The sequence below is a fragment of the Bradyrhizobium sp. NAS80.1 genome, assembly GCF_001908205.1.
Classification (GTDB): Bacteria; Pseudomonadota; Alphaproteobacteria; order Rhizobiales; family Xanthobacteraceae; genus Bradyrhizobium.
Window position 1 is genome coordinate 1 of sequence record NZ_LGHL01000226.1, and the last position, 24,062, is coordinate 24,062.

Genomic DNA, 24,062 nt, shown 5'->3' on the forward strand with positions numbered 1-24,062 from the left:
GCAATCGGACGGACCGAAGCCTCGTGACAAAGGTCGCCTTGGGCGGCCGAGCAATCCAGCGGGCCGTAACGTGAGTGAAGCCTGAGCACGCCTCGAAAGTTACTATGTGAATGCCGACCCGATCGCATGGCGGGGAAGGCCGCGCGGACAGGGAAGCAATCGACGCATGCACCTGTCTGGTTCACCGGGGTAATGGGCACGGCACGCTGGAAAGGTAGTGCGGGTAATCGGGGGAGATCCTCGTGAACTAACCAGCCTACATCGACATGTCCTTCATCGAGGCTCAGCGCGCCATACTTGGCGGCATTGGTGGCGAGCTCGTGAAAAACAAGTGCCATGCTGTTGCTCGCATGATCGCCCAACGCAACGTCGGGACCAGCCGTCGAGACATGCTCATACGGCTTGAGGATGGTCTCCATCAGCTGCTGCAGCCCGACCCTCGACATGGTGTCGTGCGCGAAGGACCGTCTGACCAACTGATTAGCGTTCGCAAGTGCTAGGAGCCGCCCCGACATCTTGGCCACCAACTCCTCCTTGGTGGCCGTAGTGCGCGCCGTCAGGCGAAGCATGCCATCCGTGATAGCGAGGAGATTCTTGAGGCGATGGGCCATTTCACGTGTGAGTTGCTCTTGCTCCTGCAAAGCTGACTGAACGACTTCCTCGGCTCGTATCATTCGGATCGCGACGCTCGCGAAGGCGGCAAGCTCGGTCAGGACGCGTGCATGTTCCTGGGAGAAGAAACCCGGCTTTGAACCGACAACCCAGAGCGTTCCTGCGCCGCCATCCTCAAGAGGCCGTCGCAGGTGCAAGGGGACAAGCAGGACTTCGGGGATGGAAATGCCTGCGCTCCTAATCTAGCCGTAGACCGTCTCCGGATGCTTCATCACGACTGGAGCATTTTGCTGCAGCGTCACCCCGCAGGGACTGAAGTCGAGAGGCGGTCGCGTCCGGCCGTGGCGTTTTGGTAGTGGAGCAAGCGCGCGAGGCCAAGGACGTCGCGTCACTTCTGGCCGTCCCGGCCCTCGTCCCAAGGACGCTTGCCGCGCGCATCGCGATCCCACGCTCGCTCCTTCGGGCCTGTCGCTTCATCCGCCTTTTCTCTGGCGCGAGCGGCCTTGATCTGATCCCGGATCGAGAGCTCCTCTTTGCTTGAGGGAGCCGCTGTGACAACATTCTGGGCCGCCGCGGGCCAACAGGCAAAAAGCAAAACCATAAAAAACGCTCTCATAGTTTCTGATAGCATGGATCCAGGGGCGCCGTCTGTTAATTCTGAGCGCTCCAATGGAGGCATTGGATTGTCGAAGTCCGGTTCTGGGAGCGGCAACATGCCGCTACCGGATGCGACATTTCAGTCCGTTCGGTCTGTTCGCCCAAATTTCGATCTTGATTGCGAGAACGCGGGTATCGCGCCTGCAGCGCGTGTGTTACGCTGCCGCCATCGATCGCAATCGGTGCTTCTTGCATGCCGGCATGATTCCCGGCCGCTCGGTGAAGCGACTGTGGTGCGCAGCTTCTCATGCTTCACAGAAAGAAAGTGCTTTGCAGGCGTCCGCTCCAGCCTGGCTACTCCATCCATAAGTCACGATCGCCGTCGATCTGCGAAAATCATTTCGGGAAAGACAAACGGGTCAAGGGCGTCGGCAACTACATCGTTCCACGATGAGCGCTTTGATGCCTCCCTTGGGAGGATCGCCGAATACCTGAGTTCCGATGACGCCAGGTAGGAGCACCGGCGCTTGCAGCGGCGGGTTCGTTCTTTGTTGAACGATACGAACGACTTTCCATCGCAGAGCAAGCAACGAAGAGCTTCGGACGTCGATCGTCGAGAGCGAGCACTAACCAGCGCGCAGATGCGAGGACCAAGAGCTGGAGCCATCATGAAGCTGAACTCAACCCAGATCGAGCAGACGCTCAACCAGTTCAAGGCTCACGTGATCGCCGACGATAGTCCGGCGATTCCGGAATTGAACGACCTATTTGGAGACCATACATTCTTCCTCGACGCGAGAGGACTCAATGTCCTGGAACTGATCGAATTGCCCCGAATGAAGCCGCAGAGCGGAGAGGTCATAAACATCGCGGACTGGAGCGATGGTACACTCACCAAGCTGCGCGCTCATCAGCCTGAACCAACGGGCATTGTGATCCGGTTGCGGGAGACTGAGCACTGATGTGGTCTCCACGCCTTCCGCTTCGATCCAGGCGCCAACGCTGCCTCCCACCAACAGGGCTTGTCAATGCTGCGCCATTGGCGGCAGACGCTCGAAGCGATGGAGCAGCATCTTTGCATAGGACGGGTCGCGGCCGCGCTTCTTGATCTTGGCAACGATTTCACGTTGCCGGCCGACGTGTTCCTTACCCTCAGCAATGTGCCGTCGGGCCATTTCCAAGTACGCCGTGACCAACCTATGGTCCATGCTGCAATCCGTCTTGGAGCCTGCATCATCTACCATTGTCGAGATAGGCGCTAGGCACAATGCGCCCGCTCCATGAAAGAACAGCATCGGAATTGCAAATGTGGGGCGGTCTATCGCCGCACGGAGTCAATGGCTCCAACACGGGAAGTAAGTAGCTGCCAGTGCGTTTATTGCGGCGGCACGTTGGAAAGCTGGAACAGTGCTTGGGTCCCAAGCTACCGTCTGATTGTGGGCCCGATCATAAAGCCACCGTCTTCATAAAGCTCAGTTTGAAGTTGCCGCAAGGGGATCTGAGTGGCACGCGTCCACATTCGAGCCGCAGCCGAGATGCGTTCCCGCTCATGACGAAGCGCTTTCGCCTCTGCGATGGCCGCTTCCGCTCTCGTCAAAAGATTGTCGCTCGTTCGCCGCATCGGCGAACTGTGTGCCATTTTCCGGCTCCACGCTTTCACCGATGTGATCGTTTCGATGCTGCCGAACGCACGCCTCGCTCCAACTGAGCAGTTCGAGCGATTGGCGAATGACTTCCCTGGAACGTGCAAGGATTTGATGATCATACGAATAGATCGACATGGCGCGCTCCTCTGCCTTGCAGGCGGGAGCACAATCGGTCTCTCAGCCACCGACGCCTACGGGACTGTGCCTCGGCCGGTGATGTGGGGAGCCTGCGCTCTTATTCGCCGGCGCGCGAGTTTTTATTTCATGCGGCGGCACAACTACCCAAGTGTCTCAGCTGGCTCAAAATTAGCCGTCAACACATGCGGATCGTGCGGGTGATCTCGTGCACTTCACCCTGTTTCAGATTGAGCCCATCGATATCGGCGGGGGGCAATTGTTCCAGTGCCGGCGAGGCAGACCAGCCCTCCGGAATGGCGTTTAGAACCAGGTCCACCGCATCCTCGGGAGACGATCCCGCGGCAACCCAAAGCCTGTTGGTCCGGTCGTCGGTCAAGACGCGGACGAGGTAAACGCCTGTCTCGAAGGATCTTGCCATTCCCATCGCTCTCCCGTGGCGAGATGCCTCGCCCACGGGCTAAATGCGTCCGAGGCCGGTTGGTTCAAAACGCGAAAGCTGCCGCGCCGAGTACCCGATCTCGGTCCAAAGCTGCTTCGACCCGGATCGCTTGGTAGATCGCCTAAACGGCCAGCCAACCAATCTGAGACGGCAAGGTGAGAGGTCGATTCAAGCGCCCACACAGCCTCGCCCGTGCAAACGAGCCGTGTCACTCGTCGCAGGTTCAGAACTTGAATTCAGCTCCGGTCGTGCCGGTGGTTCGATTCCAACGTGACCGCACGGGATTTCCAGCGGAAAATCTCATTTGCTTTCAATATGGGAGGTGAGGCGCGCAGCTACCAACCTCGCGTTTTCACAGGACTCCTCGCCACTCCAGTGCGGGTAATCGGGAAAGACTTGCGGTTTGGTACTCGCGCCATCGTTCTTGCGGGCCGTCTGCTCATTTCGGTCATTCGGGAATAGCGAAATTCGCTCCGAACGCTTGATTCCGAATACCAACAAAAATGCCAACAAAACGGGCGACTGGCGTGAGCTTTTACCTGTGTTTTCAATATCTTACGAATTTTTCCCCGAGAATTCGGAATCGAACCATCTTATTAAGTTCTTGTTATTATTGATGTTTTCATTCTGGTGCCCCTGGCCGGAATCGAACCAGCACTCCTTGCGGAACTCGATTTTGAGTCGAGCGCGTCTACCAGTTCCGCCACAGGGGCCCTCGGTCGGCCCCTCGGATGAGGACGTCGCGAAGCGGGCGGACTATAGCCATGGACAGGGCGCGGTCAACCCGCGCCAAAGTGATCCCGGCTGTTCTCGACAGCCGCATGGGCCGGGGTTAGAGCGTTAACAACGCGACCTACCGGAAGAGGCTGCCGTGACGACCCAGAGTGCCGCAATACCCGCGTCCAGGCCGGCGGCCGCGAACCCCGCGCTGACCGCCTCGCTCCTGGTCACGTTGATTGCAGCAGCCACGATCGCGGGCGCCTGGTTCTTCCAGCTCGTGCTGGGGATCGTGCCATGCCCGCTCTGCCTGGAGCAGCGCTACGCGTACTATCTCGCGATCCCGCTCGGCTTGCTCATCGTGCTCGCGGCGCGGGGCGGTGCGCCGCGGCCGCTGCTGCTCGCAGGTCTTGCGATCCTCGCGCTGGCGACGCTCGCCAATGCCGGCCTCGGCGTCTATCACTCCGGCGTCGAATGGGGGTTCTGGAAGGGGCCGACCGATTGCTCCGGTCCCGTCGTCAATCTCGGCAGCGCCAATGATCTGCTCTCGCGGCTCGACACCGTGAAGGTGGTGCGCTGCGACGAGGTGCAGTGGCGCTTCCTCGGCCTCTCGCTCGCCGGCTACAACGTGCTGATCTCGCTCTTGATGGCCGCAATCGCCGCGTGGGGATTTGCGGCGACGGCAAAGCGCACGTAGGTGCAGTAGGGTGGGCAAAGGCGCGCTCTTGCGCGCCGTGCCCACCATTCATCGAGGTTCACGTTTGCAGCTGGTAGGCACGCTAGGCTTTGCCTGCCCCACGAGAGCTGAGCTCCGCTAATCGTCCACATCGTCCTGCGTGCGACCGAACAGGTGCACGATGCCCGGCGTCGCGATCGTCACGAACACGAAGCGCGACAGATGATGGGCACCGACGAAGATCGGGTCGATGTGCAGCGTCAGGGCCAGCGCCAGCATGGCGTCCATCGCGCCCGGCGCGAATGCGACGACGACGTCGGAGAACTTCACCTGCGTGGTCAGCTCCACGATGCCGACGAAGATGGCGGAGACGGCGATCGCCACCGCGAACGAGCCCAGCGCCGCGTTGATGTGGCCGGCCAGCGTCTTGATCCGCATCCGCGCGAAACGGCTGCCGATCAGCGCGCCGATGCCGACCAGTGCCACGCCGCGCACCCAGTTCGGCAGGCCGCCCTCGACCCAGCCTGCGCCATGCAGCACGCTGGAGGCAATCATCGCTCCGAACATCCAGCTCGCCGGAAACTTGATCAGCCGCAGCAGAAGCGACGCCGCCAGCGAGGCGACGACCAGTTCGACGAGGTCAAGCGGCGAAGCGATCGTCGTCGTCAATGACGGCGCAGCGGAGGGCGCGATGCCTGCCAGCGCCAGCACCATCGGCAGCGCCGCGGTCAGGATGATGACGCGCATGGTCTGCACCACCGCGATGCCCGGCAGGTCGGCGCCGCGCTCAACCGCCAGGATCGTGATCTGCGACAGGGCGCCGGGGCTGCCGGCAAGAAAGGCCGAGGTGCGGTCCCAGCCATGGATGCGCTGGAGGTAATAGCTCGAGCCGAAGGTCGAGCAGAAGGTCGCGAGCGCAAGCAGCCCGATGGTCAGGGGATAGGCGCTGACCTGCTGGATCAGATGGCGCGAAACGACCGAGCCCAGGGAGATGCCGAGCAGAACCAGCACGGTCTGGGTCAGGATCGGCGGCAGCGACAGCTGGCGGCCGGCGATCGCCGCGATTCCGACCGCGATCATCGAGCCCGAGATCAACCCGCCGGGAAGGCCCGCCAGCAGAAACACCAGGCCACCGGCAGTGCCGATGAAAAGCGTCTCCACCGTGCTCAAGATCTTGGCACGGCTCGGCCATTCGAACGGCAGGGAGGCGGTGATTTGCTTCACGCCTCCTTATCGCAAATCGGCGAGAGGCGCACAAATGCGGCTACGTCATGCCGCAATGCGTGCACCCTCGCCGAAGCTCGCGAGCAGTATTGTGACGGATTTACTTCTTTTCGGCTGCGGGGGCAGCGGTGCCGGCCTTCGCTTCCTTTATGCACTCGCGGCGAAACTTCTTACGCTCCTTCCCCTTCAGGCCCTTGGCGTCCGCCTGCTTGGAGCATTCCAGCGACTCGGCCGAGCGCTCCTTCGGCGCCTTCTTGTCGGCGGTAGCAGCGGGATCAGTCTTGGCGGCCGGCGCAGTCGCTTGCGCGAAGGCGGTGCCGGAGGCGAGCAGTGAGGCGAGGGCGACGGCAGCGAGGCGAGAGGTCAGGGTCATGGTGTTGCGCTCTTCTTGCGAGAATTGCCAAGGGTTGTGAACGTCGGCTCGCCTTGCTGAACGCGACATGAATAATTGGAACGGCGCGATCACTATATTTTGGCAGCAGGAGCCATCGCTTCCTTGTCGGAAGCCGGCGGCACGCTAGGATAGCAATTCTCATTTCACTTTCCCCGGGGGAAGACCAAGGAGGAGACCAGGCATGACTATTCGATCAAAATTGCTGTGTGCAGTTGCGTTGTCGGGACTTGTTGCGCTGGTGGCCAGCGCGCCGGCGCAGGCGCTGACCTCGCAGGAGTGCAGTGCGAAATATCAGGCTGCCAAGAAGGACGGCTCGCTCGGCACCATGAAGTGGAATGAATTCCGCAAGGCGCAGTGCGGCGCGGATGCGACGCCCGCTGTCGCACCAGCCGCGGCTGCGCCCGCTGCTCCCGCCGAACCAAAGCAGGCCAAGAAGGAGGCGGCCCCGGCTGCCGCCCCGGCGCCGACCGGACCCGCGGTCTTCCCGAGCGCGGTTGATCCGAAATATTCCAAGGAGACCGCCGGCAAGGCCCGCCTTCACACCTGTGTCGACCAGTACAATGCCAACAAGGCGACCAACGGCAATGCCGGCATGAAGTGGATCGAGAAGGGCGGCGGCTATTACAGCGAATGCAACAAGAAGCTGAAGGGTGCCGCCTGAGCTTTGAACTGATGCGATGGCCGGAGCAATGCTCCGGCCATTTCGCATTTGTCCTATCGCCTAGTCCAACAGCTTCTCGGCCGATTTCGCCACGAGTTGCGATCGCTTGCGCGGACCGCGCTCGACGAACAGCAGGCTCTGGCCGAAGATGAAGCAGTAGAACAGGAAGGCCTGGGCATCGGCTTCTTCGGCCGTGAGCCCGGTCGCGCGATAGAGCTCGGCGACGTGCTTGAGCCGCGCCGCGTCCACGCTTGCGGCCGCCGCCGCCGCATTCTCGTCCGAGCGGGCCCATTGCCGGATCGCGAGTTCGATCGCCATGCCCTCCGGATTCAGTCGTTCGGAATAGAGCTGGATCACCGCCTTCAGCCGCTCGCGGGGGTCTTGTCCGTCGAGGCTCGTCTGCTGGGCGATGGCTGCCGTGCGCCCCACGCGCCAGCGTTCCAGCATGGCGTCGAGCAGCGCGGCGCGGTCGGCGAAGCGGCGGTAGAAGCCGCCCTTGGTGACGCCGAGGTTTTTGGCGAGCACCTCGACCCGCACGCCCTCGACCCCCGTGCGGGCGAGCTCGGCAAATCCTGCCTCGACCCAGACGTCGCCCTTGCCGTCGCTCATGAAGAAAGCCTCACCGGTTCTTGATACGGTACCGTATTGCTAACGCGTTCCGCGTCTGATACGCTACCGTATCAAGATCAAAAACAGACATGGCAGGAAATTGCGATGGAGCAGGAGGCGACCTATCGCGGCACGGTCTATCCGTGGCAGTGCGATCACGTCGGCCACATGAACATCATGTGGTATGTCGGAAAATTCGATGAGGCCAACTGGAATCTGTTCGCCCGCCTCGGGCTGACGCCGAGCTATTTGCGCACCTCCGGCCGCGGCATGGCTGCCGTGCAGCAGAACATCACCTACAAGCGCGAGCTGCTCGCCGGCGACATTGTCGAGATACGGAGCCACCTGCTCGAGGTTCGCGACAAGTCGATCCGCTTCCGGCACGACATGACGAATGCCGAGACCGGCGAGATCGCCGCGTTCTGCGAGATCACCGGCGTGCACATGGATCGCAAGCAGCGCAAATCGACGCCGTTCACGGATGCGGTCCGCGAGGTCGCTCTGAGGCATCTCGCCGAGCCGGCCGAGGCCTGAGCTATGGCCGCATTCGAGCCGAAGAACCCGGACTACCGAGCCGCCGCCGCCGCGCTGTTCGAAGGACAGAAGGCGATGCGCACGCTCGGTATCTCGATCGCCCATCTCGCGCCTGGCGTGGTCGAGCTGGCGATGCCGCATTCGTCCGCTTTCACGCAGCAGAACGGTTTTGTTCATGCCGGCATAATCACCGCCGGGCTCGACAATGCCTGCGGCGTTGCCGCCTTCACCTTGATGCCGCGCGAGGCCGACATCCTGACGGTCGAGTTCAAGACCTCGCTGCTTGCACCTGCCCGCGGCGAGCGCTTCCTCTTCAAGGCCGAGGTGGTCAAGCCTGGTCGCACGCTGACCTTCTGCGAGGCCAAGGCCTTTGCCGAGCACGACGGCAAGACCACGCTGATTGCCACCATGACCGGGACGCTGATGGCGATGCTGCCTCGTGTTGCAGCTTCGCGGGTGGCGAATACGATCCAGGCCTAGCGTTTCAGTGATGGACGCGCGCCGACGAGATCGCGGGCATCGTCATGAGCCTGGACGCTTTGGTGACCTCGCTCCTGGTGCCGCTGGCGGTCACGCCGCTGGTGCGATGACATCGCGGCTGCGACCCTCTATATGATCCGTAACAATTCCCGGTCCCGAACCGTATCTGCGTTTGCGGAGATGGGACCGAAACGGGACGAGATATGACTGGATTCAGGAATAAGGGCCTTGTGCCGACGCGGCGCGCCGCGTTGACGCTGATCGGGGCAGGCGCCCTTGCAGTGGGTGGGATCACTACGGCGCGGGCGGCCGCAGACGATGATGAGGTGCTGACCGAGACCAAAGTGCTGCGCGATCCCGACACGCCCGTCGCCGGCAATCCCGATGGCAACATCAGCATCGTCGAATGGTCCGACTACAATTGCCCCTATTGCCGCAAGCTCGAGCCCGAGCTGCGTCAGGTGGTTCAGGACGACGGTAAGGTGAGGCTGGTGATGAAAGACTGGCCGATCCTCGGGCCGGTCTCGGTAACGGCGGCGCGGGTCGCGCTCGCGGCGAAATTCCAGGACAAGTACCACCAGGCCCATGACGCCATGATGGGCGTCAGCTCGCGCCTCACCGAGCCGCGCATCAACGAGCTGCTTGCGGCAGCCGGCGTCGACATGGACCGGTTGAAGCGCGATCTCACCGATCGCGCCAAGGACATCGACGCCATCCTCAAGCGCAACAACGAGCAGGCCGAAGCCTTCGGCTTCCGCGGCACCCCCTCCTTCATCGTCGGCAAGTACCGCGTGCCGGGCGTGCTCAGCATGGCCGAGTTCGAGCGGGTCATCGCCGATGCCCGCAAGGCCAAGATGAACTGAGCGCCGAATTCGTTCCGCTCAACATAAAGGCGCCGCCGCGAACCCGCGACGGCGCCTTCTTCATGGCGGGTCAATCGAAATTATTTCGACGAGATGCGGACCCAGTCCTTGTGCGCGCGATCGCGCAACGCATCCCAATCCGCCTTCGCGACATCCCAGTTCACGATGGTGCGATTGGTGGTCGCAACCTCGCCATTGGCGACCGACGAGGTCTGCATGGAGTCATAGACGTACACGCCGCACACGAGCAGCAGCGCGCCCAGGATCATTCCGAAAAAAGTCTTCATGGCGAACCTCCGGTGACGGCGGATAACGTCGAGCCGAAATGATGGTTCCGCGACAGTCCGGCGCAGGTCAGACGGCCCGTTCAGGCCCCGTTCAGCCATTCCAGCAGCTCTGCGTTAATCTCGCGGGGGTAGGTGTGGCTGAGATCATCAATCTCGCGATAGGTGACGTCGGCGCCGGCGGCCGACAGCGCGGCCTGGGTCTGGCGTGCGGTCTGCACCGGAAACATCCAATCGAGCTTGCCGTGGGTGACGAAGATCGGCAAGCCCTGCAGGCGCGTGGCGTCCGCCATCTCCGCCATCAGCGGATGAAAGGTTGCGGACACCGGCGCAAGATGGGTGAAGGGCGAGGCGCCGTCGAGCCCGGTGACGTAGCTGAAGGTTCCGCCGTCGCTCATGCCGGTCAGCAGCATACGCGAGCCATCGATGGTCCAGCGACTACGCACGGTCTCGAGAATGCGCATGAGGTTGGGTGTGTCACTGTCGTCGCCCATCAGCGCCCAGGTCGGGCCGGTCGCGGTCGGCGCCACCAGGATTGCGCCGAGGCTGCGCGCATCGCGCAGCCAGCTCCAAAGGAAGCCGCGGCCGTTGCCGCTGCCGCCGTGCAGCGCCATCACCAGCGGCATGGCGCGATCGGGCGAATAATATTCGGGCACATAGACCGAGAAGCCGCCGCGGCTGCCGGGTTCGTTGTGGTCGTGGAAGATGCCGGTGTGTTCGTCAGCGCCTCCTTCCAGACGCGCCAGCAGCGATTCATTCTCGCGCCTTACGGCGTTGAGGAAGAAGCTGCTCACCGGCGGAAACTGCACCGCCAGCGGATAAAGCGCCTCCTGCGCGCGAGGGACGTGACGCAGCGCGCGGAAGACGGCAACGAGATCACCATTGCCGCGCTCGACCTCGCGGATGCCGGCAAAGGCGGCGAGCGTTTCGTCGCAGGCGCGATCGAGCCGCTCGCGCAATCCTGCGAACTGCTCGGGCCACCCTCCAATCGCTGCGTGGGCCCCCTGCAGCGCCTCGTCTGGCGCGCCGATTGCGTTCATCACTGAAGCAAAGGCCGGCGGATGCAGATGCCGCTGGAAGAAGCCGAGCGCTTCCAGTGCATTAAGCAGCGGCGGCAACACGGCCACGATGTCGTCGACCACGGCCTCGCTCATCGCCGCTTCCTCAAGCCTGGGGTCAATGCAGCTTCGGCGCCTTGAGCAGCTTGACGCGGTCGATCGAGGTCACTGTAACGTCGAAGGTGACACCTTCATGATGCACGGTGAGGGGCACGTCGACGCCGGCGTCGCCGAGCGCCCACATCTTCGTGTAGAAGCCGATCTGGCTCGTGACCTTCTCGCCGTCGACGGCGAGGATGACATCGCCGGTCTTGAGCTCGGCGCGCGCGGCCGGACCGTTGGCGGAGATTCCGATCACCACGACGCGATTGTCGATCTCGGTCGAATAGAGTCCGAGCCAGGGCCGCGCCGGCTTGTTGACGCGGCCGAACCTGCGCAAATCGTCGAGGATCGGCTTCAACAGATCGATCGGCACGATCATGTTGACATGCTCAGCCTTGCCGTCACGTTCGCGCTCGAGCTGGAGCGAGCCAATGCCGATCAATTCGCCGCGCTCGTTGAGCAAGCCCGTGCCGCCCCAGTTCGGATGCGCGGGATAGGTGAAGACGGCTTCGTCGAGGAGGTATTCCCAGTAGCCGGCGAACTCCTGCTTGGCCACGATCTGGCTCGCAACCGAGCGCGTGCGCCCGCCGGCGCCACCGACCACTACGCGGTCGCCGATCCGGGCCTCTGCCGAGTTGCCGAGCGGCAGGGGTTCGACGTCGAGCTGGCCGAGCGCCTGCACCAGACCGAAGCCGGTGGCGAAATCGAAACCGACCGCATGGCCTTCGACGACGCGTCCGTCGGCGAGGTGCAGCCACACCGATTCCGCCTCAGTGATGAGATAGCCGATGGTGAGCACCAGCCCGTTGTCGATCACGACGCCGTTGCCGGCGCGTTCGGTGCCGAGCGTCTCGGCGCTGAAGGCATCCGGCGGGATGATGGCGTGCAGGCCGACGACGGAGGCGAGCGCGCGGTCGAGATCGAAACCATAGTCGCTCGCACGCGGCTGGTTGGCCGGCGGCACTCTCCATTCGGTCAGAGTGGGCATGGAGTTCTCCTGGTCTGCGAGCGTCCTTCGTCGCCATGAGGGCGCGCGAAGCATGCGCAATTTAAGCCCGGCACGGCTATCTTGAAAGCCTTGACCGCAACTATTCCGGATGTTGTGACGCCGATCTCCAAATATGACAGGAACTGTCCGCCAAGAGTCGGTAGGCGGCGGCCGATCCGGCCCCGGCCGCATGGCTGGTGTCTGGCGAGGTGCTAGGCGGCTTGCAATGAAGCTGCTAACCATTGCCGCTTCGTTTGGCCAAGAGATCACGGACAGAAGCAATGGATAACCGCAGCGACATCTGGCGTGGCGTCGACACGATCAAGGCGCGTTTCATCGATCTCAGCGACAAGGTCTGGGGCATGCCGGAGGTGTGCTACACCGAGGCGCGGTCCGCCGCCGAGCATCTCGCCGAGTTGCGTCATCAGGGTTTCCGCATCACCGAGAACGTCGCCGGCATTCCGACCGCGCTGATGGGCGAGTGGGGCGAGGGCGGACCGGTCATCGCCTTCATGGGTGAGTATGACGCGCTGCCGGGCCTGAGCCAGGAGGCCGGCGTCGCCGAGCACCGGCCGATCGAGACCGGCGGCCATGGCCATGGTTGCGGTCACAATCTGCTCGGCTCTGCCGCACTCCTCGCCGCGACCGCGGTGAAGGACTGGCTCGCCGAGAACAAGGTGCCGGGCCGCGTCCGCTATTACGGCTGCCCTGCCGAAGAAGGCGGCGCGGCCAAGGCCTTCATGGTGCGCTCCGGTGCGTTCGAAGATGCCGACATCGCCATCACCTGGCATCCGCACAGCTTCTGGGAAGTCGCGGTGACGCCGTCGCTCGCCAATACACGCGCCGACTTCATCTTCACCGGCCGCACCTCGCATGCGGCGGCTTCGCCCCATCTCGGCCGCTCCGCGCTCGATGCGGTGGAGCTGATGAATGTCGGCGTGAATTACATGCGCGAACACATGCCGAGCGATGCGCGCGTGCATTACGCGCTGCTCGATACCGGCGGCATCGCCCCTAACGTGGTGCAGGCGCATGCGCGCGTGCGTTACTCGATCCGTGCCCGTGATCTGCCCGGCATGACCGAACTGGTCGGACGCGTGAGCAAGATCGCGGAGGGCGCCGCGCTGATGACCGAGACCAAGGTCGAGATGAAGATCATCTCCGCGGTCTCCAATATCCTGCCGAACACGCCGCTGGAGCAGGCGCTGCACCGGGTCATGGAAGAGCTCGGACCGCCGCATTTCGACGACGCGGACAAGGGCTTTGCCACCCAGATCCGCGCGACGCTGAGCGACAAGGACATCGCGTCGGTCTACTACGCGATCGGCATGGAGCCGACCGATCGGCCGCTGGCCGACTTCCTGGTGCCGCTCGATGCCAAGCGCAACCCGCTGGTCGGCTCGACCGACGTCGGCGACGTGAGCTGGGTGGTGCCGACCGTTCAGGTCCATGCACCCACGGTTGCAATCGGAACGCCCTTCCACACCTGGCAGGTGGTGGCGCAGGGCAAAAGCGCACACGCCCACAAGGCCATGGTGCAGGCGGCCAAGGCAATGGCCGGTATCGGCATCAAGGCGTTGACGGATCCGGAGCTGATCAAGGCCGCCAAGGCTGACCTCGAGAAGCGGACGGCCAAGACACCTTATGTCTGCCCGCTGCCGGACCACGTCGCGCCGCCGCTCAACATGTCCGTGGCGTAGAATTTCGTCTCGATACTTCGTCTGATGCTGCGAACAAATTTTCCGCAGTGCAGCGCGGATTTCGGCGCGTTTTAGCGCCGGATTGCCGAACGCTTGAGCTGCGGAACACGGTTTTGCCCAACAGACAGCCAGAACACCGTTAGCACACACACGGTCGCAGTTGACGCGCGGCCTATTCGGTGTGCCATCTACCGCCAGCGAAAACCCGGCGGTCGCCTCGCGGCTGCCTGCATCCTCACAGGAACCAGACGGGGGACAACGATGCTGGATAAAGAACTGCGTTCGATGATCGGCAAAGTGAAGGACGGGCGGATGGATCGCCGCGCCTTCATCAAGCGCATGGCCGCGGTCGGCCTCACCGCTCCCCTCGCCAACCAGATCCTCGCGCTCGGCGGCGTCGCCATGGCCGAAGGTCCCCAGGTCTACAAGCCGACCAAGCGCGGCGGCGGCGGTGCGCTGAAGCTGTTGTGGTGGCAGGGCCCGACCCTGCTCAATCCTCATTTCGCCACCGGCACCAAGGATCAGGATGGCTCGCGCCTGTTCTATGAACCGCTCGCCTGTTGGGATCCCGACGGCAACATGAAACTGGTGCTGGCGGCCGAAATCCCTTCGATCCAGAACGGCGGCCTGGCCGCCGACGGCAAGTCGGTGACCTGGAAACTGAAGCCGGGCGTCAAATGGCATGACGGTAAGCCGTTCACCGCCGATGACGTCGTGTTCAATTGGGAATATGCCAAGGATCCCGCGACCTCCGCGCTGACGATTGCGACGCATCGCGAGATCACGGTCGAGAAGGTGGATGATCTCACGGTCCGCATCCTCTTCAATAAGCCGACGCCGTTCTGGGCTGACGCCTTCGTCGGCGCTCCCAACACCATCATCCCCAAACATCTGTTCGCGGACTACAAGGGGTCAAAATCGCGGGAGGCACCGACCAACCTCGCCCCGGTCGGCACCGGCCCCTACAAGTTCGTCGAATTCAAGCCGGGCGATCTCGTCCGCGGCCAGCTCAATCCCGATTACCACATGCCGAACCGGCCTTATTTCGATACGGTCGAGATGAAGGGCGGCGGCGACGCCGTTTCGGCTGCGCGTGCCGTGATCCAGACCGGCGAATATGATTTCGGCTGGAACATCCAGGTCGAGGACGACGTCCTCTTGCGCCTGGAGAAGGGCGGCAAGGGCAAGACCGTCTATGCCGTGGGCGGTGACACCGAGTTCATCGCGCTCAACTTCACCGATCCCAACACCGAGGTCGACGGCGAGCGCTCGTCGATGAAGACCAAGCATCCCCTGTTCTCCGATCCCGCCGTGCGCAAGGCGCTGTCGATGCTGGTCGATCGTGAGTCGGTGAAGAAGGCGATCTACGGCCGTGCCGGCCGCACCACCGCCAACTTCCTCAACGGTCCGGAAAAATTCGTGTCCAAGAACACGAGCTGGGAGTTCAGCGTCGAGAAGGCCTCAAAGATTCTGGACGACGCCGGCTGGAAGCCGGGCGCGGACGGCATCCGCGAGAAGGACGGCAAGAAGCTGAAGATCGTCTACCAGACTTCGATCAACGGCCCGCGTCAGAAGACCCAGGCGATCGTCAAGCAAGCTTGCCAGAAGGCCGGTATCGACGTCGAGCTGAAATCGGTGGTGGCGTCCGTGTTCTTCTCCTCCGACGTCGCCAACCCCGACACCTATGCGCATTTCTACGCCGATATCGAGATGTTCCAGATCCCGCTGAGCCAGCCGGATCCGTCGCAGCATATGCGCCGCTATCTGTCGACCAACGTCGCCACGAAGGAGAACAAATGGCAGGGCACGAACTTCCCGCGCTGGGTCAACAAGGACTATGACGCCGCGATCGAAGCCGCCGAAAGCGAAATGGATCCGGTCAAGCGCGCGGCGTACTATATCAAGGCCAACGATCTCATGTTCCAGGACACCGTGTTCATCCCGGTGCAGCATCGGTTGAAGGTGGAAGCAGCGGCCAATAACCTGCGTCCGATCATCAGCGGCTGGGCCAACGAAACCGACAATCTGCACGATTGGTACAGGGAGGAATGATCACGCACGCCTAGGCGGGGTCTTTCTTTCATGAGTAAGTATGTTCTGCGCCGCCTCCTGATCGCGATTCCGAGCCTGCTCGGAATCTCGGTCGTGTTGTTTGTCGTGCTGGCGCTCGCGCCCGGCGATCCCTTCTCGGAACTGGCGACCAACCCGAACGTGCCGCCCGAAGTGCAGGCCGCACTTCGGGCCAAGTTCGGCCTCGATGATCCGATCTACCTCCGTTACCTGCACTGGCTCAACGCCATGCTGCACGGCGACTGGGGTTTCTCCTTCGTCAGTCGGATGGATGTCGACACGCTGATCCTCCAGCGCCTGCCGGCGACACTCTACGTGATCGGCTCGGCGCAAATCCTGGCGCTCTTGATTGCAATCCCCGTCGGCGTTTATGCGGCCACAAAGCCCTATTCGCTGTTCGACCAGATCGCGAACACGTTCGCCTTCATCGGCTTCTCGCTGCCGACCTTCTTCACCGGCCTCTTGTTCATCCTGATCTTCTCGGTAACGCTCGACTGGCTGCCCTTCGTCTATTCGACCGACATCAAGGCGACCGGCATCCGCTGGGTGCTCGAGATGATCCGGCAGGCGATCATGCCGGTGGCGGTGCTCGGCCTGTTCCAGGCGGCGTCGATGACGCGCTTCGTGCGCTCGGCGATGCTGGACGTGATCCGCCTCGACTATGTCACCACGGCGCGCGCCAAGGGCCTCGGCCAGGCCACGGTCATCGTCAAGCACGTCATGCGCAACGCCATGATCCCGGTCGTTACGCTGATCGCGCTGCAGATTCCCGCGGTGTTCGGCGGCGCCATCGTCACCGAGCAGATTTTCCGCATCCCCGGAATCGGCTCGTTGCTGATCTCCTCCATCCTTTCCAACGACACGCCGGTGGTGATGGCCGTCACCTTCGTCTTCGCGTGCCTCGTGGTGCTGTTCAATCTCATCGCGGACGTCCTGTATGGCTGGCTTGACCCTCGCATCTCCCTCCGCTAAGCGGCGCGCGTACTCGCCCTGGCGCGAGACGTGGCGGCGCTACAGCCGCCACAAGCTCGCCGTGGTCAGCGCCTTCCTGCTCCTTATCCTGGTGCTGGCCGTGGCAATCGGCCCCTTCGTGTGGCGCGTGAAGATCAACGACATTGATATCGTCGCGGGCCTCCAGGGGCCCTCGCTCGCCCATCCCTTCGGCACCGACGACCTCGGACAGGACATTCTGGCGCGCATGATCTATGGCGGGCGCATCTCGCTCGCGGTCGGGCTCGCCGCGATGCTGGTCTCGGTGTTCGTCGGTACGCTGATCGGCGCACTCGCCGGGATGTCTCGGGGCGCGCTCGGCCACGGCCTGATGTGGCTCACCGATCTGTTCCTGTCGCTGCCGCAACTGCCGCTGCTGCTGCTTCTGATCTATCTCTTCCGCGACGGGCTGAAGCAGGTGTTTGGTCCCGAGGGCGGCGTCTTCATCCTGATCGTGCTCGTGATCGGGGGCCTGCGCTGGATGCCGGTCGCGCGCCTCGTGCGTGCCCAGTTCCTCTCGATCCGCGAAAAGGAGTTCGTCGAGGCCGCGCGCGCGCTGGGAGCAAGTCCGGTGCGGCAGGTGGTGCGTCACATCCTGCCGAACGCGCTCGGACCTGTCATCATCGCCGGCACCATCGACGTCGCCGCCGCCATCATCACGGAATCGACGCTGTCGTTCCTGGGCCTCGGCTTTCCGCCGGATACCCCGACCTGGGGCCGCCTGCTCTATGATGCCAAGGATTTTCTCGATATCGGCCCGCACTGGGCGCTGTTTCCGGGTGGCGCGATCTTCATCGCGGTGGTCGCCATCAACTTCATTGGCGACGGCCTGCGTGACGCGCTCGATGCGCGGCGGGTGATCTGATGACGCCGCTGCTCGAAATCAAGGGCCTGAAAACCCACTTCTCCACCGACGATGGCATCCTTCAGGCCGTCGACGGCGTCGACATTACTATCAACAAGGGCGAGACGCTTTGCGTCGTCGGCGAATCCGGCTGCGGCAAGACCGTGACCGCGATGTCGATCCTGAAGCTGATCGCGATGCCGCCCGGCCGCATCGCTGCCGGCCAGATCATCTTCGAAGGCCGCGATCTCGTGCCGCTGACGAGCAATCAACTCGATGAGATCCGCGCCAAGGAGATCGGCTTCATCTTCCAGGAGCCGATGACCTCGCTCAATCCGGTGCTGACCGTCGGCGAGCAGATCGCCGAGAGCCTGCGCCGGCATGAAGCGGTGACGAAGAAGCAGGCGCTCGAGCGCACCATCGAGATGCTGAAGCTGGTGCAGATCCCCAACGCAGAAGGGCGCGTGCACAACTATCCGCACCAATTCTCCGGCGGCATGCGCCAGCGCGTGATGATCGCGATGGCGCTCGCCTGCAAGCCGAAGCTGATCATCGCCGACGAGCCGACCACCGCGCTCGACGTCACCATCCAGGCGCAGATCCTCGACCTCCTGCAGGACATGAAAGAACGCTTCGGCATGGCGGTGATGTTGATCACCCATGCCATGGGTGTCGTCGCCGAGACCGCGCAGCGCGTCGTCGTGATGTATGCGGGCAAGGTCGTGGAGGAGGCGCCCGTCGACGATCTCTTCGGCGATCCCCGTCATCCCTATACCCAAGGACTGATCCGTTCGATCCCGCGCATCGATCTCGACAGCGAGCACAAGACGCGGCTCGAGGCGATCGGCGGCTCGGTGCCGATCCTGATCAATCCGCCGGTCGGCTGCCGCTTCGCGCCGCGCTGTAAGTTCGCCATGAGTGTCTGCACCGAGAGAGAGCCGTTGCTGCGTGAGATTGCGCCCGGCCACCGCATGGCCTGTCACCTGGGTGATACACAGTTGGGAGGCGCGTCATGAGCGAACCCCTGCTGCGCGTTAGCGGCCTGAAGAAACATTTCCCCCGTGCTCGGCGGCCTGTTGTCGCGCCAGGTCGGCTGCGTCTATGCGGTCGACGGCGTGTCATTCTCGGTCAACCGCGGTGAGACGCTCGGCCTCGTCGGCGAGTCCGGCTGCGGCAAGTCGACGACCGGGCGCTGCGTGCTGCGCCTGATCGAGCCGACCGACGGCGAGGTCGTGTTCGACGGCCAGGACGTACGTAGCCTCGGCGGCCACGATCTGCGCGCGATGCGGCGGAACATGCAGCTGGTGTTCCAGGACCCGTTCGCCTCGCTCAATCCGCGCATGACGGTCGGCGCAATCCTGGGCGAGGCCTTCACCATCCACAATCTCGCATCCTCCGCCAGGGAGCGCGAGGAGCGAGTCGCGGGCCTCTTGGTCAAGGTCGGTCTCAAGGCCGAGCATATGCGGCGCTATCCGCATGAATTCTCCGGCGGCCAGCGCCAGCGCATCGTGATCGCGCGTGCACTCGCGGTCGAGCCGAAATTGATCGTGTGCGACGAGCCGGTCTCCGCGCTCGACGTGTCGATCCAGGCGCAGGTCATTAACCTGCTCGAAGACCTCCAGGCCGAGCTGAACCTGACCTATCTTTTCGTCGCGCATGATCTTTCGGTGGTCGAGCACATCTCCGACCGCGTCGCGGTGATGTATCTCGGCCGCATCGTCGAACTGGCCAAGGCGAACGATCTCTACCGCAACCCGCAGCATCCCTACACCAGGGCGCTCTTGTCCGCGGTGCCGGTCCCAGATCCCAAGCTCAAGCGTGAGCGCATCCGGCTCAAGGGCGACGTGCCGAGCCCGATGAAGCCACCGTCAGGCTGTCCCTTCCACACCCGCTGCCCGATCGCCGAGCCGCGCTGCGCGGAAGTCGCGCCCGAGCTGAAAGCAGGAGCAGGCGGCCATTTCGTGGCGTGTCACCTCGCCTGAGGTGTGCGGTGCGCGGGCAGTCTGGGCGCGATCCCAAAGGATCGGTTGAGGGATCGGTTGGCGAAGGGGGGGGCCATGAGCCAGGTACAGGATGTCATTCTCGGCGGGGCCGAAACACCGGTGGCCCGCACGGGGGGATCGCGATGCGGAAGCACGCCGGGCGCTGTGGGGATCGGCGCTCGGTTACGCGATGGATGGGTTCGATCTTCTCATTCTCGGCTTCATGCTGACGGCGATTTCGAAGGACCTCCATCTCACGCAGCCGCAGGCGGCCTCGCTCGTGACTGGAACGCTGGTCGGCGCGGTCGTTGGCGGCCTCATCTTCGGCATGCTGTCGGACCGGCTTGGCCGCGTGCGAGTTCTGACCTGGAGCATTGTCCTGTTCGCGGTCTTTACCGGACTCTGCGCGCTCGCGCGGGGCTATTGGGACCTGCTCACCTACCGGGCCATCGCCGGCATCGGTCTCGGCGGCGAATTCGGCATCGGCATGGCGCTGGTGGCCGAGGCCTGGCCTGCGAGCAAGCGCGCGCGGGCGACGTCCTATGTCGGGCTCGGCTGGCAGTTCGGCGTTCTCACTGCGGCACTGGTGACGCCGATCCTGCTGCCGATCATCGGCTGGCGCGGGATGTTCGCGCTCGGCGTGTTTCCGGCGGTGGTCGCCTATGTGATCCGGCGCAAGCTGCACGAGCCTGATGTCTTCATCGCGCACAAGGCGAAAGCGGCGAATGCCGGCTCGTCACTTCGTGCGCTCGTGGCTGACGCGGAGACGACCAGGATCGGCATCGGCATGATCATACTCTGCTCGGTGCAGAATTTCGGCTACTACGGCATCATGATCTGGCTGCCGAATTATCTCTCGACGCGGTTCGGTTATGGCCTGACACAATCGGCGCTGTGGACCGCCGTCACCATCGCCGGCATGGCGCTCGGGATCTTCCTGTTCGGCCATGTGGCCGATCGCTTCGGCCGCCGTCCTGCGTTCCTGACCTACATGCTGGGCGCGGCCATCATGGTGGTGGTTTATTCGCAGCTGACGACTGCAATTGCATTGTTGATCGGCGGCGCCGTGATGGGTTTCTTCGTCAACGGCATGCTCGGCGGTTACGGCGCGCTGATGAGCGAGCTGTATCCAACCGCGGCGCGCGCCACCGCGCAGAACGTGTTCTTCAACATCGGCCGGGCGGTTGCCGGCTTCGGCCCGCTGGTGGTCGGCATTGTCAGCGCAGCCTACGGCTTTCCGACCGCGATCGCAGGGCTTGCGCTGCTCTACATCATCGACATCGTGGCGCTGCTTACCCTGATCCCCGAGCGGCGCGGCGTCGATCTCGCCTGACGTCGAATTCGTTCAGTACCCTTCAGGCAGGCCGTAGCCGGAAAGGGCTTGCCTGAACGTCTCTACCGACGTGTGGTGATGCGCATGGAGTCCGGCCTTCCGTGCGCCGGTGACATTTTCTGCGAGATCGTCGACAAAGAGGACGTTCTCGGGTTTAGCCTTGAGCTCCGACACGCAGAGGCGGTAACAGAGTGGATCGGGCTTCGCCGCCTTGAACTGTGCCGAGGTGTAGATCCTGGTGCCGAACTGCGGTCGCAATTCAGGCAGCAGGGTGTCGATGTGATCGGAGACGAGCGTGGTGTTGTTGGTTAGGACCGCAATATCGACCGATCCGCGCAGGTGACCGGCAATCTCCAGCATCGCGAGGTCGGCCTTCATCGAACACCGCCGCGCCTCGACCCACTCATCCAGCGACAGGGAATAGCCGATGCGTTCGCCAAAACCGCGCAAATAACCTTCGGCATTGAGGGCGCCGGAATCGCCGAGAAATTCGAAACCGGACTCCCAGATCGCCTTGTGGACGAACTCGCTGGTGGACCCCGCAAGCTCCGCCAGGCATGCGACCCGCTTTCCCCTGTCGTATTCGCAGAGCACATTGTCCATGTCGAAGAGGACAAGCTTGATTTCGTCGGTCATTTAAGACTCTCAGCCTTGCCGAAACATTCGGCCGTGATCAGAGTCATATCCGGTCGGAACGCGAGCGACAAACCTGGATGCAGTGGTGGCATCTATCACGGCTGCGATGTGCGGCGCCGGGCCAATTGGTGCAGCACCGTGTCGATGGCCGGGACCGCGCCGGTTTCGTTGAGCCAATTGTCGGCCAGCTCCCTGAGCTGGCCCGGCGTCAGTCCGAACTTGCGGCGGAATGCGCGGATGAAGGTGGAGTCGCTGCTGAAGCGCATACCGACGGCGAGGTCGATCAGACGATCATCCCGTGCTGCCGGTGATATCAGTCGACGGAATGCGAGATTGAGCCGCTGCTCTCGCACGTAGTGCGCAAGCCCGGCATCGGCCTCGAACAGCCGATAGAGCGTTGCGCGCGAAATCTGGAAGTGGTGGCAAAGCTCTTCCACGGTGATTGCGTGGGTCTCGAGATTGTTCGCGATGTGGCGCTTGATCATCGCGAGATGGAGCTGCCGCTCGGCCCGTTCGACGCCGGCCGTAATGTCGGCCGTCCCGCCGGCGGCCGCAGCCATGAGATCGGCGATAGCCTCGATCGTGACCTCCACGTTGCCGGCCTCGGGCTCCGGTGGTAGTCCAAGCGCCGCGAAATGGCTGGCGAGCAGACGTGCATGCGGGTGGTCCGACGGTAACAAGGTTGCCGTCGCCGAATCCGGATGCGCGAGTCGCGGCGCCAGCATGGCGCGTTGCAGGATGATCGTGGTCAGATGGGTGCGGCCGCCACTGGCGCGCAGCACGGTCCGGTTCGGCTGTGCCATGTCGAGCAGAACGATGTCGCCGGGCCGCAGCGTCACCTCTCGCCGTCCCGAGCTGAACCGCATCTCGCCTTCGACGCAGAGGGTGATCTGATAATGATCGATGCCGCCGCGCGCGATGTGCGCGGGTGTCCGGTCGTATTCGAGATCGGTGGCGCGCGTATCGACCAGCACCGCGTTGCCGGCCATGATCGTCGCGGTGGTGATGTGGAAATCGTCTTCGGCGGTCAGTGCAATGACGTCGCAGATGTCGGCAGTCATTGCGCGCAACTGCGCCAGCGCGCCCGATCCGCGCTCGCCGTTATTCGCCGGCATGCTCTCGTTCGCGACTGCTCCGTCCACGCCAGCTCTCGATAACACCGGCTGCACGGACGAAGGCCAAACGCAGCACCGATTCCGACGCTCGTATCTAACCATTCGGCCAACGCGGAGCAACTGCATTAAGTGGCAAGGCGTACGTTCTGGTTGTGATGCAATTGCATCAGTGCCGACATGAATCCGCGGCTGAGACTCCCGGCACATCGTCCGGACAGGTGCGCGGCTATGGTCCGCTTCGGTGCTCGATGCCGGGCGTAGGACGCGACAGACCGCAAAGTCAGTGCGTGTGCCCGGCGCGGTGTGGGTTTGAAATGCTGATGGGAATGAAGTCGAGCCGCCGGACGCGCGCTCATGCCGTCTGGCTTGCAGCGATCGGATTTGCAATTGCCAGTTTGACGTGCGCGGACGTGGCGTTTGGCCAATGTGCAGGCAATACCTGCACAGTTACGATTGCAAGCGATCCAGGGACCTCGGCAACCGGGACGACCGGCGCGGCCGGCACGCTGAGCTATGCGCTCGCCTATGCCAACGCGCAGTCCTCGCCGGTGACCATCAATATCGAGACTAGCGTCACCCTGTCCGGCGCGCTGTCGCCGATCTTCAATTCGGTGACAATCAATGGCAACGGCAACACGATCAGCGGCGGCGGCACGCAGCGTATCTTCTTTATCGGCGTCGACCATGCGACGCAGACCAGCGCGGCCGTCGCGGGCTCGATCGTCGCGCAGACCCAGAACGTCGCCATCAACAACCTGACCCTTGCCAACGCCGTCGCGCGGGGCGGGGCTGGTGGAGATGGCGGCGGCGGCGRGTGGGGGCGGGTGGTGCGCTGTTCGTCAACCAGTCGGCGAACGTCACCCTGACCGGCGTCTCGTTCAACCGCAACAGCGCCGTCGGCGGTACCGGTGCCGCCGGAACGAGCGGTGGCGGCGGCGGCCTCGGCGGTGCCGGAGGCGCGACAAATGCGAACCGTCTCAACGGCGGCGGTGGTGGTGGATTGTTCGGCGCCGGGGGCGGCGGGTCCGGCAACGGCAACGCGGGAGGCGGTGGCATTTTCGGCAGCGGCGGCATCGGATACCCGTACGGCGGCGGCGGCGGTGGTTATACGGGCGCCGGCGGTGGCCCCGACAGCAATGGGCAGGACGGCCACCTCGGAATCAGTGGTCTTACGGGCAAGCCCGGCGGAAACGGCACCGGGACAACCGGGGGCGCCCAAGGCGGCGGCGGTGGGGGGACCAGCTACAGCGCCATGTTCGTCGGCTCAGGCGGCGGTGGGGGATTCGGCGGCCAGTCGGGCAATGGCACCCTGGGTGGAGCCGGCGGCTTCGGCGGCGGTGGCGGTGGACCGGATGTGGGTGCAAACGGCG

25 protein-coding genes, 1 tRNA gene and 3 pseudogenes are annotated in these 24,062 nt (G+C 63.4%); 16 read left to right on the forward strand and 13 right to left on the reverse strand.

The window, feature by feature from the left end; genetic code table 11:
* On the reverse strand, nucleotides 1-809 hold an 809-nt coding region (locus AC629_RS46015), incomplete at its 3' end, for a sensor histidine kinase (protein ID WP_143199760.1).
* A gap of 1,068 nt (nucleotides 810-1,877) precedes the next feature.
* Between AC629_RS46015 and AC629_RS37965 the strand changes: the two genes are divergently transcribed.
* Nucleotides 1,878-2,171: a hypothetical protein gene (locus tag AC629_RS37965; RefSeq protein WP_084809828.1), complete on the forward strand. Its 294-nt coding sequence runs from the start codon at nucleotides 1,878-1,880 to the stop codon at nucleotides 2,169-2,171.
* Nucleotides 2,172-2,234: 63 nt separating this feature from the next.
* Here AC629_RS37965 and AC629_RS37970 read toward each other — a convergent pair whose 3' ends face one another.
* From AC629_RS37970 to AC629_RS37985, 4 genes are all read right to left on the reverse strand, one after another.
* Nucleotides 2,235-2,417, reverse strand: a complete 183-nt coding sequence (locus AC629_RS37970) for a hypothetical protein (RefSeq protein ID WP_143199761.1) — start codon at nucleotides 2,415-2,417, stop codon at nucleotides 2,235-2,237.
* A 339-nt stretch (nucleotides 2,418-2,756) separates the two neighbouring features.
* Nucleotides 2,757-2,990 carry a hypothetical protein gene (locus AC629_RS37975; protein ID WP_084809830.1) on the reverse strand — a complete coding sequence of 78 codons (234 nt, stop codon included), beginning with the start codon at nucleotides 2,988-2,990 and terminating at the stop codon, nucleotides 2,757-2,759.
* Between the two features lie 178 nt (nucleotides 2,991-3,168).
* Entirely contained in the window at nucleotides 3,169-3,411 is a 243-nt protein-coding gene (locus AC629_RS37980) for a hypothetical protein (protein ID WP_143199762.1), read from the reverse strand.
* 649 nt (nucleotides 3,412-4,060) lie between these two features.
* Nucleotides 4,061-4,145: transfer RNA gene (locus tag AC629_RS37985), tRNA-Leu, on the reverse strand.
* A gap of 158 nt (nucleotides 4,146-4,303) precedes the next feature.
* Here AC629_RS37985 and AC629_RS37990 point away from each other — a divergent pair.
* Complete coding sequence (locus tag AC629_RS37990) at nucleotides 4,304-4,846, forward strand: disulfide bond formation protein B (RefSeq protein WP_084809832.1); 543 nt, start codon at nucleotides 4,304-4,306, stop codon at nucleotides 4,844-4,846.
* Nucleotides 4,847-4,963: 117 nt separating this feature from the next.
* Here the strand turns inward: AC629_RS37990 and AC629_RS37995 are convergent, their stop codons facing one another.
* Entirely contained in the window at nucleotides 4,964-6,049 is a 1,086-nt protein-coding gene (locus AC629_RS37995) for an AbrB family transcriptional regulator (protein ID WP_084809833.1), read from the reverse strand.
* Nucleotides 6,050-6,149: 100 nt separating this feature from the next.
* The gene (locus AC629_RS38000) at nucleotides 6,150-6,422 is read right to left on the reverse strand and encodes a PsiF family protein (protein ID WP_084809834.1); all 273 of its coding nucleotides are present in this window, start codon (nucleotides 6,420-6,422) and stop codon (nucleotides 6,150-6,152) included.
* 202 nt (nucleotides 6,423-6,624) lie between these two features.
* Here AC629_RS38000 and AC629_RS38005 point away from each other — a divergent pair, with 202 nt between their 5' ends.
* The gene (locus tag AC629_RS38005) at nucleotides 6,625-7,104 is read left to right on the forward strand and encodes a hypothetical protein (protein ID WP_084809835.1); all 480 of its coding nucleotides are present in this window, start codon (nucleotides 6,625-6,627) and stop codon (nucleotides 7,102-7,104) included.
* A gap of 60 nt (nucleotides 7,105-7,164) precedes the next feature.
* On the opposite strand, the gene AC629_RS38010 is transcribed toward AC629_RS38005, so the two are convergent.
* Nucleotides 7,165-7,713, reverse strand: coding sequence for a TetR/AcrR family transcriptional regulator (locus AC629_RS38010; RefSeq protein ID WP_084809836.1), 549 nt, complete (start codon nucleotides 7,711-7,713; stop codon nucleotides 7,165-7,167).
* A gap of 105 nt (nucleotides 7,714-7,818) precedes the next feature.
* On the opposite strand from AC629_RS38010, the gene AC629_RS38015 reads away from it, so the two are divergent.
* The 4 genes and pseudogenes from AC629_RS38015 (at nucleotide 7,819) to AC629_RS38025 (ending at nucleotide 9,590) form a co-directional block, all read left to right on the forward strand.
* Nucleotides 7,819-8,247 carry an acyl-CoA thioesterase gene (locus AC629_RS38015; protein WP_084809837.1) on the forward strand — a complete coding sequence of 143 codons (429 nt, stop codon included), beginning with the start codon at nucleotides 7,819-7,821 and terminating at the stop codon, nucleotides 8,245-8,247.
* 3 nt (nucleotides 8,248-8,250) lie between these two features.
* Nucleotides 8,251-8,727: a PaaI family thioesterase gene (locus tag AC629_RS38020; protein WP_084809838.1), complete on the forward strand. Its 477-nt coding sequence runs from the start codon at nucleotides 8,251-8,253 to the stop codon at nucleotides 8,725-8,727.
* Nucleotides 8,728-8,744: 17 nt separating this feature from the next.
* Nucleotides 8,745-8,837: pseudogene (locus AC629_RS50810) on the forward strand (LrgB family protein); the annotation flags it as partial.
* Nucleotides 8,838-8,930: 93 nt separating this feature from the next.
* Entirely contained in the window at nucleotides 8,931-9,590 is a 660-nt protein-coding gene (locus AC629_RS38025) for a DsbA family protein (protein ID WP_084809839.1), read from the forward strand.
* Between the two features lie 80 nt (nucleotides 9,591-9,670).
* Here AC629_RS38025 and AC629_RS38030 read toward each other — a convergent pair whose 3' ends face one another.
* The 3 genes from AC629_RS38030 to AC629_RS38040 all read right to left on the reverse strand — a co-directional run bounded on the left by AC629_RS38030 (nucleotide 9,671) and on the right by AC629_RS38040 (nucleotide 12,022).
* A complete protein-coding gene (locus AC629_RS38030) occupies nucleotides 9,671-9,877 on the reverse strand; it encodes a hypothetical protein (protein ID WP_084809840.1) in 207 nt (68 codons plus the stop codon).
* Between the two features lie 80 nt (nucleotides 9,878-9,957).
* The gene (locus tag AC629_RS38035) at nucleotides 9,958-11,028 is read right to left on the reverse strand and encodes a carboxylesterase family protein (protein WP_084809841.1); all 1,071 of its coding nucleotides are present in this window, start codon (nucleotides 11,026-11,028) and stop codon (nucleotides 9,958-9,960) included.
* A 22-nt stretch (nucleotides 11,029-11,050) separates the two neighbouring features.
* The gene (locus AC629_RS38040; RefSeq protein WP_084809842.1) at nucleotides 11,051-12,022 is read right to left on the reverse strand and encodes a S1C family serine protease; all 972 of its coding nucleotides are present in this window, start codon (nucleotides 12,020-12,022) and stop codon (nucleotides 11,051-11,053) included.
* 281 nt (nucleotides 12,023-12,303) lie between these two features.
* Between AC629_RS38040 and AC629_RS38045 the strand changes: the two genes are divergently transcribed.
* From AC629_RS38045 to AC629_RS38075, 7 genes and pseudogenes are all read left to right on the forward strand, one after another.
* On the forward strand, nucleotides 12,304-13,722 hold the full coding sequence (locus AC629_RS38045; RefSeq protein WP_084809843.1) for a M20 family metallopeptidase: 1,419 nt from the start codon (nucleotides 12,304-12,306) through the stop codon (nucleotides 13,720-13,722).
* Between the two features lie 261 nt (nucleotides 13,723-13,983).
* Nucleotides 13,984-15,774, forward strand: coding sequence for a peptide ABC transporter substrate-binding protein (locus AC629_RS38050; protein WP_084809844.1), 1,791 nt, complete (start codon nucleotides 13,984-13,986; stop codon nucleotides 15,772-15,774).
* Between the two features lie 30 nt (nucleotides 15,775-15,804).
* Nucleotides 15,805-16,764, forward strand: coding sequence for an ABC transporter permease (locus AC629_RS38055; RefSeq protein WP_074122294.1), 960 nt, complete (start codon nucleotides 15,805-15,807; stop codon nucleotides 16,762-16,764).
* Entirely contained in the window at nucleotides 16,730-17,647 is a 918-nt protein-coding gene (locus tag AC629_RS38060) for an ABC transporter permease (protein WP_084809845.1), read from the forward strand. The genes AC629_RS38055 and AC629_RS38060 overlap by 35 nt, the downstream gene beginning before the upstream one ends.
* Nucleotides 17,647-18,642 (forward strand): ABC transporter ATP-binding protein, encoded by a 996-nt coding sequence (locus tag AC629_RS38065; RefSeq protein WP_084809846.1) that lies wholly within the window; start codon nucleotides 17,647-17,649, stop codon nucleotides 18,640-18,642. Before AC629_RS38060 ends, AC629_RS38065 begins: the two co-directional genes overlap by 1 nt.
* A pseudogene (locus tag AC629_RS38070) lies at nucleotides 18,639-19,608 on the forward strand (ABC transporter ATP-binding protein). The gene AC629_RS38065 and the pseudogene AC629_RS38070 overlap by 4 nt, the downstream one beginning before the upstream one ends.
* Nucleotides 19,609-19,699: 91 nt before the next feature.
* The gene (locus tag AC629_RS38075) at nucleotides 19,700-20,941 is read left to right on the forward strand and encodes an MFS transporter (protein WP_084809847.1); all 1,242 of its coding nucleotides are present in this window, start codon (nucleotides 19,700-19,702) and stop codon (nucleotides 20,939-20,941) included.
* A 12-nt stretch (nucleotides 20,942-20,953) separates the two neighbouring features.
* Here the strand turns inward: AC629_RS38075 and AC629_RS38080 are convergent, their stop codons facing one another.
* Complete coding sequence (locus tag AC629_RS38080; RefSeq protein WP_143199764.1) at nucleotides 20,954-21,577, reverse strand: HAD family hydrolase; 624 nt, start codon at nucleotides 21,575-21,577, stop codon at nucleotides 20,954-20,956.
* Nucleotides 21,578-21,672: 95 nt separating this feature from the next.
* Complete coding sequence (locus tag AC629_RS38085) at nucleotides 21,673-22,719, reverse strand: helix-turn-helix domain-containing protein (protein WP_245332126.1); 1,047 nt, start codon at nucleotides 22,717-22,719, stop codon at nucleotides 21,673-21,675.
* 383 nt (nucleotides 22,720-23,102) lie between these two features.
* Here AC629_RS38085 and AC629_RS47340 point away from each other — a divergent pair, with 383 nt between their 5' ends.
* Both AC629_RS47340 and AC629_RS47345 read left to right on the forward strand, forming a co-directional pair.
* On the forward strand, nucleotides 23,103-23,558 hold the full coding sequence (locus AC629_RS47340) for a hypothetical protein (RefSeq protein ID WP_168195692.1): 456 nt from the start codon (nucleotides 23,103-23,105) through the stop codon (nucleotides 23,556-23,558).
* Nucleotides 23,507-24,062 (forward strand): annotated as a pseudogene (locus AC629_RS47345) (autotransporter domain-containing protein); the annotation flags it as partial. The gene AC629_RS47340 and the pseudogene AC629_RS47345, both read left to right, overlap by 52 nt.

Excerpts from the sequence above, each read along its gene's own strand:
- AC629_RS37965 (WP_084809828.1), top strand. The coding sequence starts at position 1,878 with ATGAAGCTGAACTCAACCCAGATCGAGCAGACGCTCAACCAGTTCAAG.
- AC629_RS37970 (WP_143199761.1), bottom strand. The coding sequence starts at position 2,417 with ATGGACCATAGGTTGGTCACGGCGTACTTGGAAATGGCCCGACGGCAC.
- AC629_RS37975 (WP_084809830.1), bottom strand. The coding sequence starts at position 2,990 with ATGTCGATCTATTCGTATGATCATCAAATCCTTGCACGTTCCAGGGAA.
- AC629_RS37980 (WP_143199762.1), bottom strand. The coding sequence starts at position 3,411 with ATGGCAAGATCCTTCGAGACAGGCGTTTACCTCGTCCGCGTCTTGACC.
- AC629_RS38000 (WP_084809834.1), bottom strand. The coding sequence starts at position 6,422 with ATGACCCTGACCTCTCGCCTCGCTGCCGTCGCCCTCGCCTCACTGCTC.
- AC629_RS38005 (WP_084809835.1), top strand. The coding sequence starts at position 6,625 with ATGACTATTCGATCAAAATTGCTGTGTGCAGTTGCGTTGTCGGGACTT.
- AC629_RS38010 (WP_084809836.1), bottom strand. The coding sequence starts at position 7,713 with ATGAGCGACGGCAAGGGCGACGTCTGGGTCGAGGCAGGATTTGCCGAG.
- AC629_RS38015 (WP_084809837.1), top strand. The coding sequence starts at position 7,819 with ATGGAGCAGGAGGCGACCTATCGCGGCACGGTCTATCCGTGGCAGTGC.
- AC629_RS38020 (WP_084809838.1), top strand. The coding sequence starts at position 8,251 with ATGGCCGCATTCGAGCCGAAGAACCCGGACTACCGAGCCGCCGCCGCC.
- AC629_RS38025 (WP_084809839.1), top strand. The coding sequence starts at position 8,931 with ATGACTGGATTCAGGAATAAGGGCCTTGTGCCGACGCGGCGCGCCGCG.
- AC629_RS38030 (WP_084809840.1), bottom strand. The coding sequence starts at position 9,877 with ATGAAGACTTTTTTCGGAATGATCCTGGGCGCGCTGCTGCTCGTGTGC.
- AC629_RS38035 (WP_084809841.1), bottom strand. The coding sequence starts at position 11,028 with ATGAGCGAGGCCGTGGTCGACGACATCGTGGCCGTGTTGCCGCCGCTG.
- AC629_RS38040 (WP_084809842.1), bottom strand. The coding sequence starts at position 12,022 with ATGCCCACTCTGACCGAATGGAGAGTGCCGCCGGCCAACCAGCCGCGT.
- AC629_RS38045 (WP_084809843.1), top strand. The coding sequence starts at position 12,304 with ATGGATAACCGCAGCGACATCTGGCGTGGCGTCGACACGATCAAGGCG.
- AC629_RS38050 (WP_084809844.1), top strand. The coding sequence starts at position 13,984 with ATGCTGGATAAAGAACTGCGTTCGATGATCGGCAAAGTGAAGGACGGG.
- AC629_RS38055 (WP_074122294.1), top strand. The coding sequence starts at position 15,805 with ATGAGTAAGTATGTTCTGCGCCGCCTCCTGATCGCGATTCCGAGCCTG.
- AC629_RS38060 (WP_084809845.1), top strand. The coding sequence starts at position 16,730 with ATGGCTGGCTTGACCCTCGCATCTCCCTCCGCTAAGCGGCGCGCGTAC.
- AC629_RS38065 (WP_084809846.1), top strand. The coding sequence starts at position 17,647 with ATGACGCCGCTGCTCGAAATCAAGGGCCTGAAAACCCACTTCTCCACC.
- AC629_RS38075 (WP_084809847.1), top strand. The coding sequence starts at position 19,700 with ATGTCATTCTCGGCGGGGCCGAAACACCGGTGGCCCGCACGGGGGGAT.
- AC629_RS38080 (WP_143199764.1), bottom strand. The coding sequence starts at position 21,577 with ATGACCGACGAAATCAAGCTTGTCCTCTTCGACATGGACAATGTGCTC.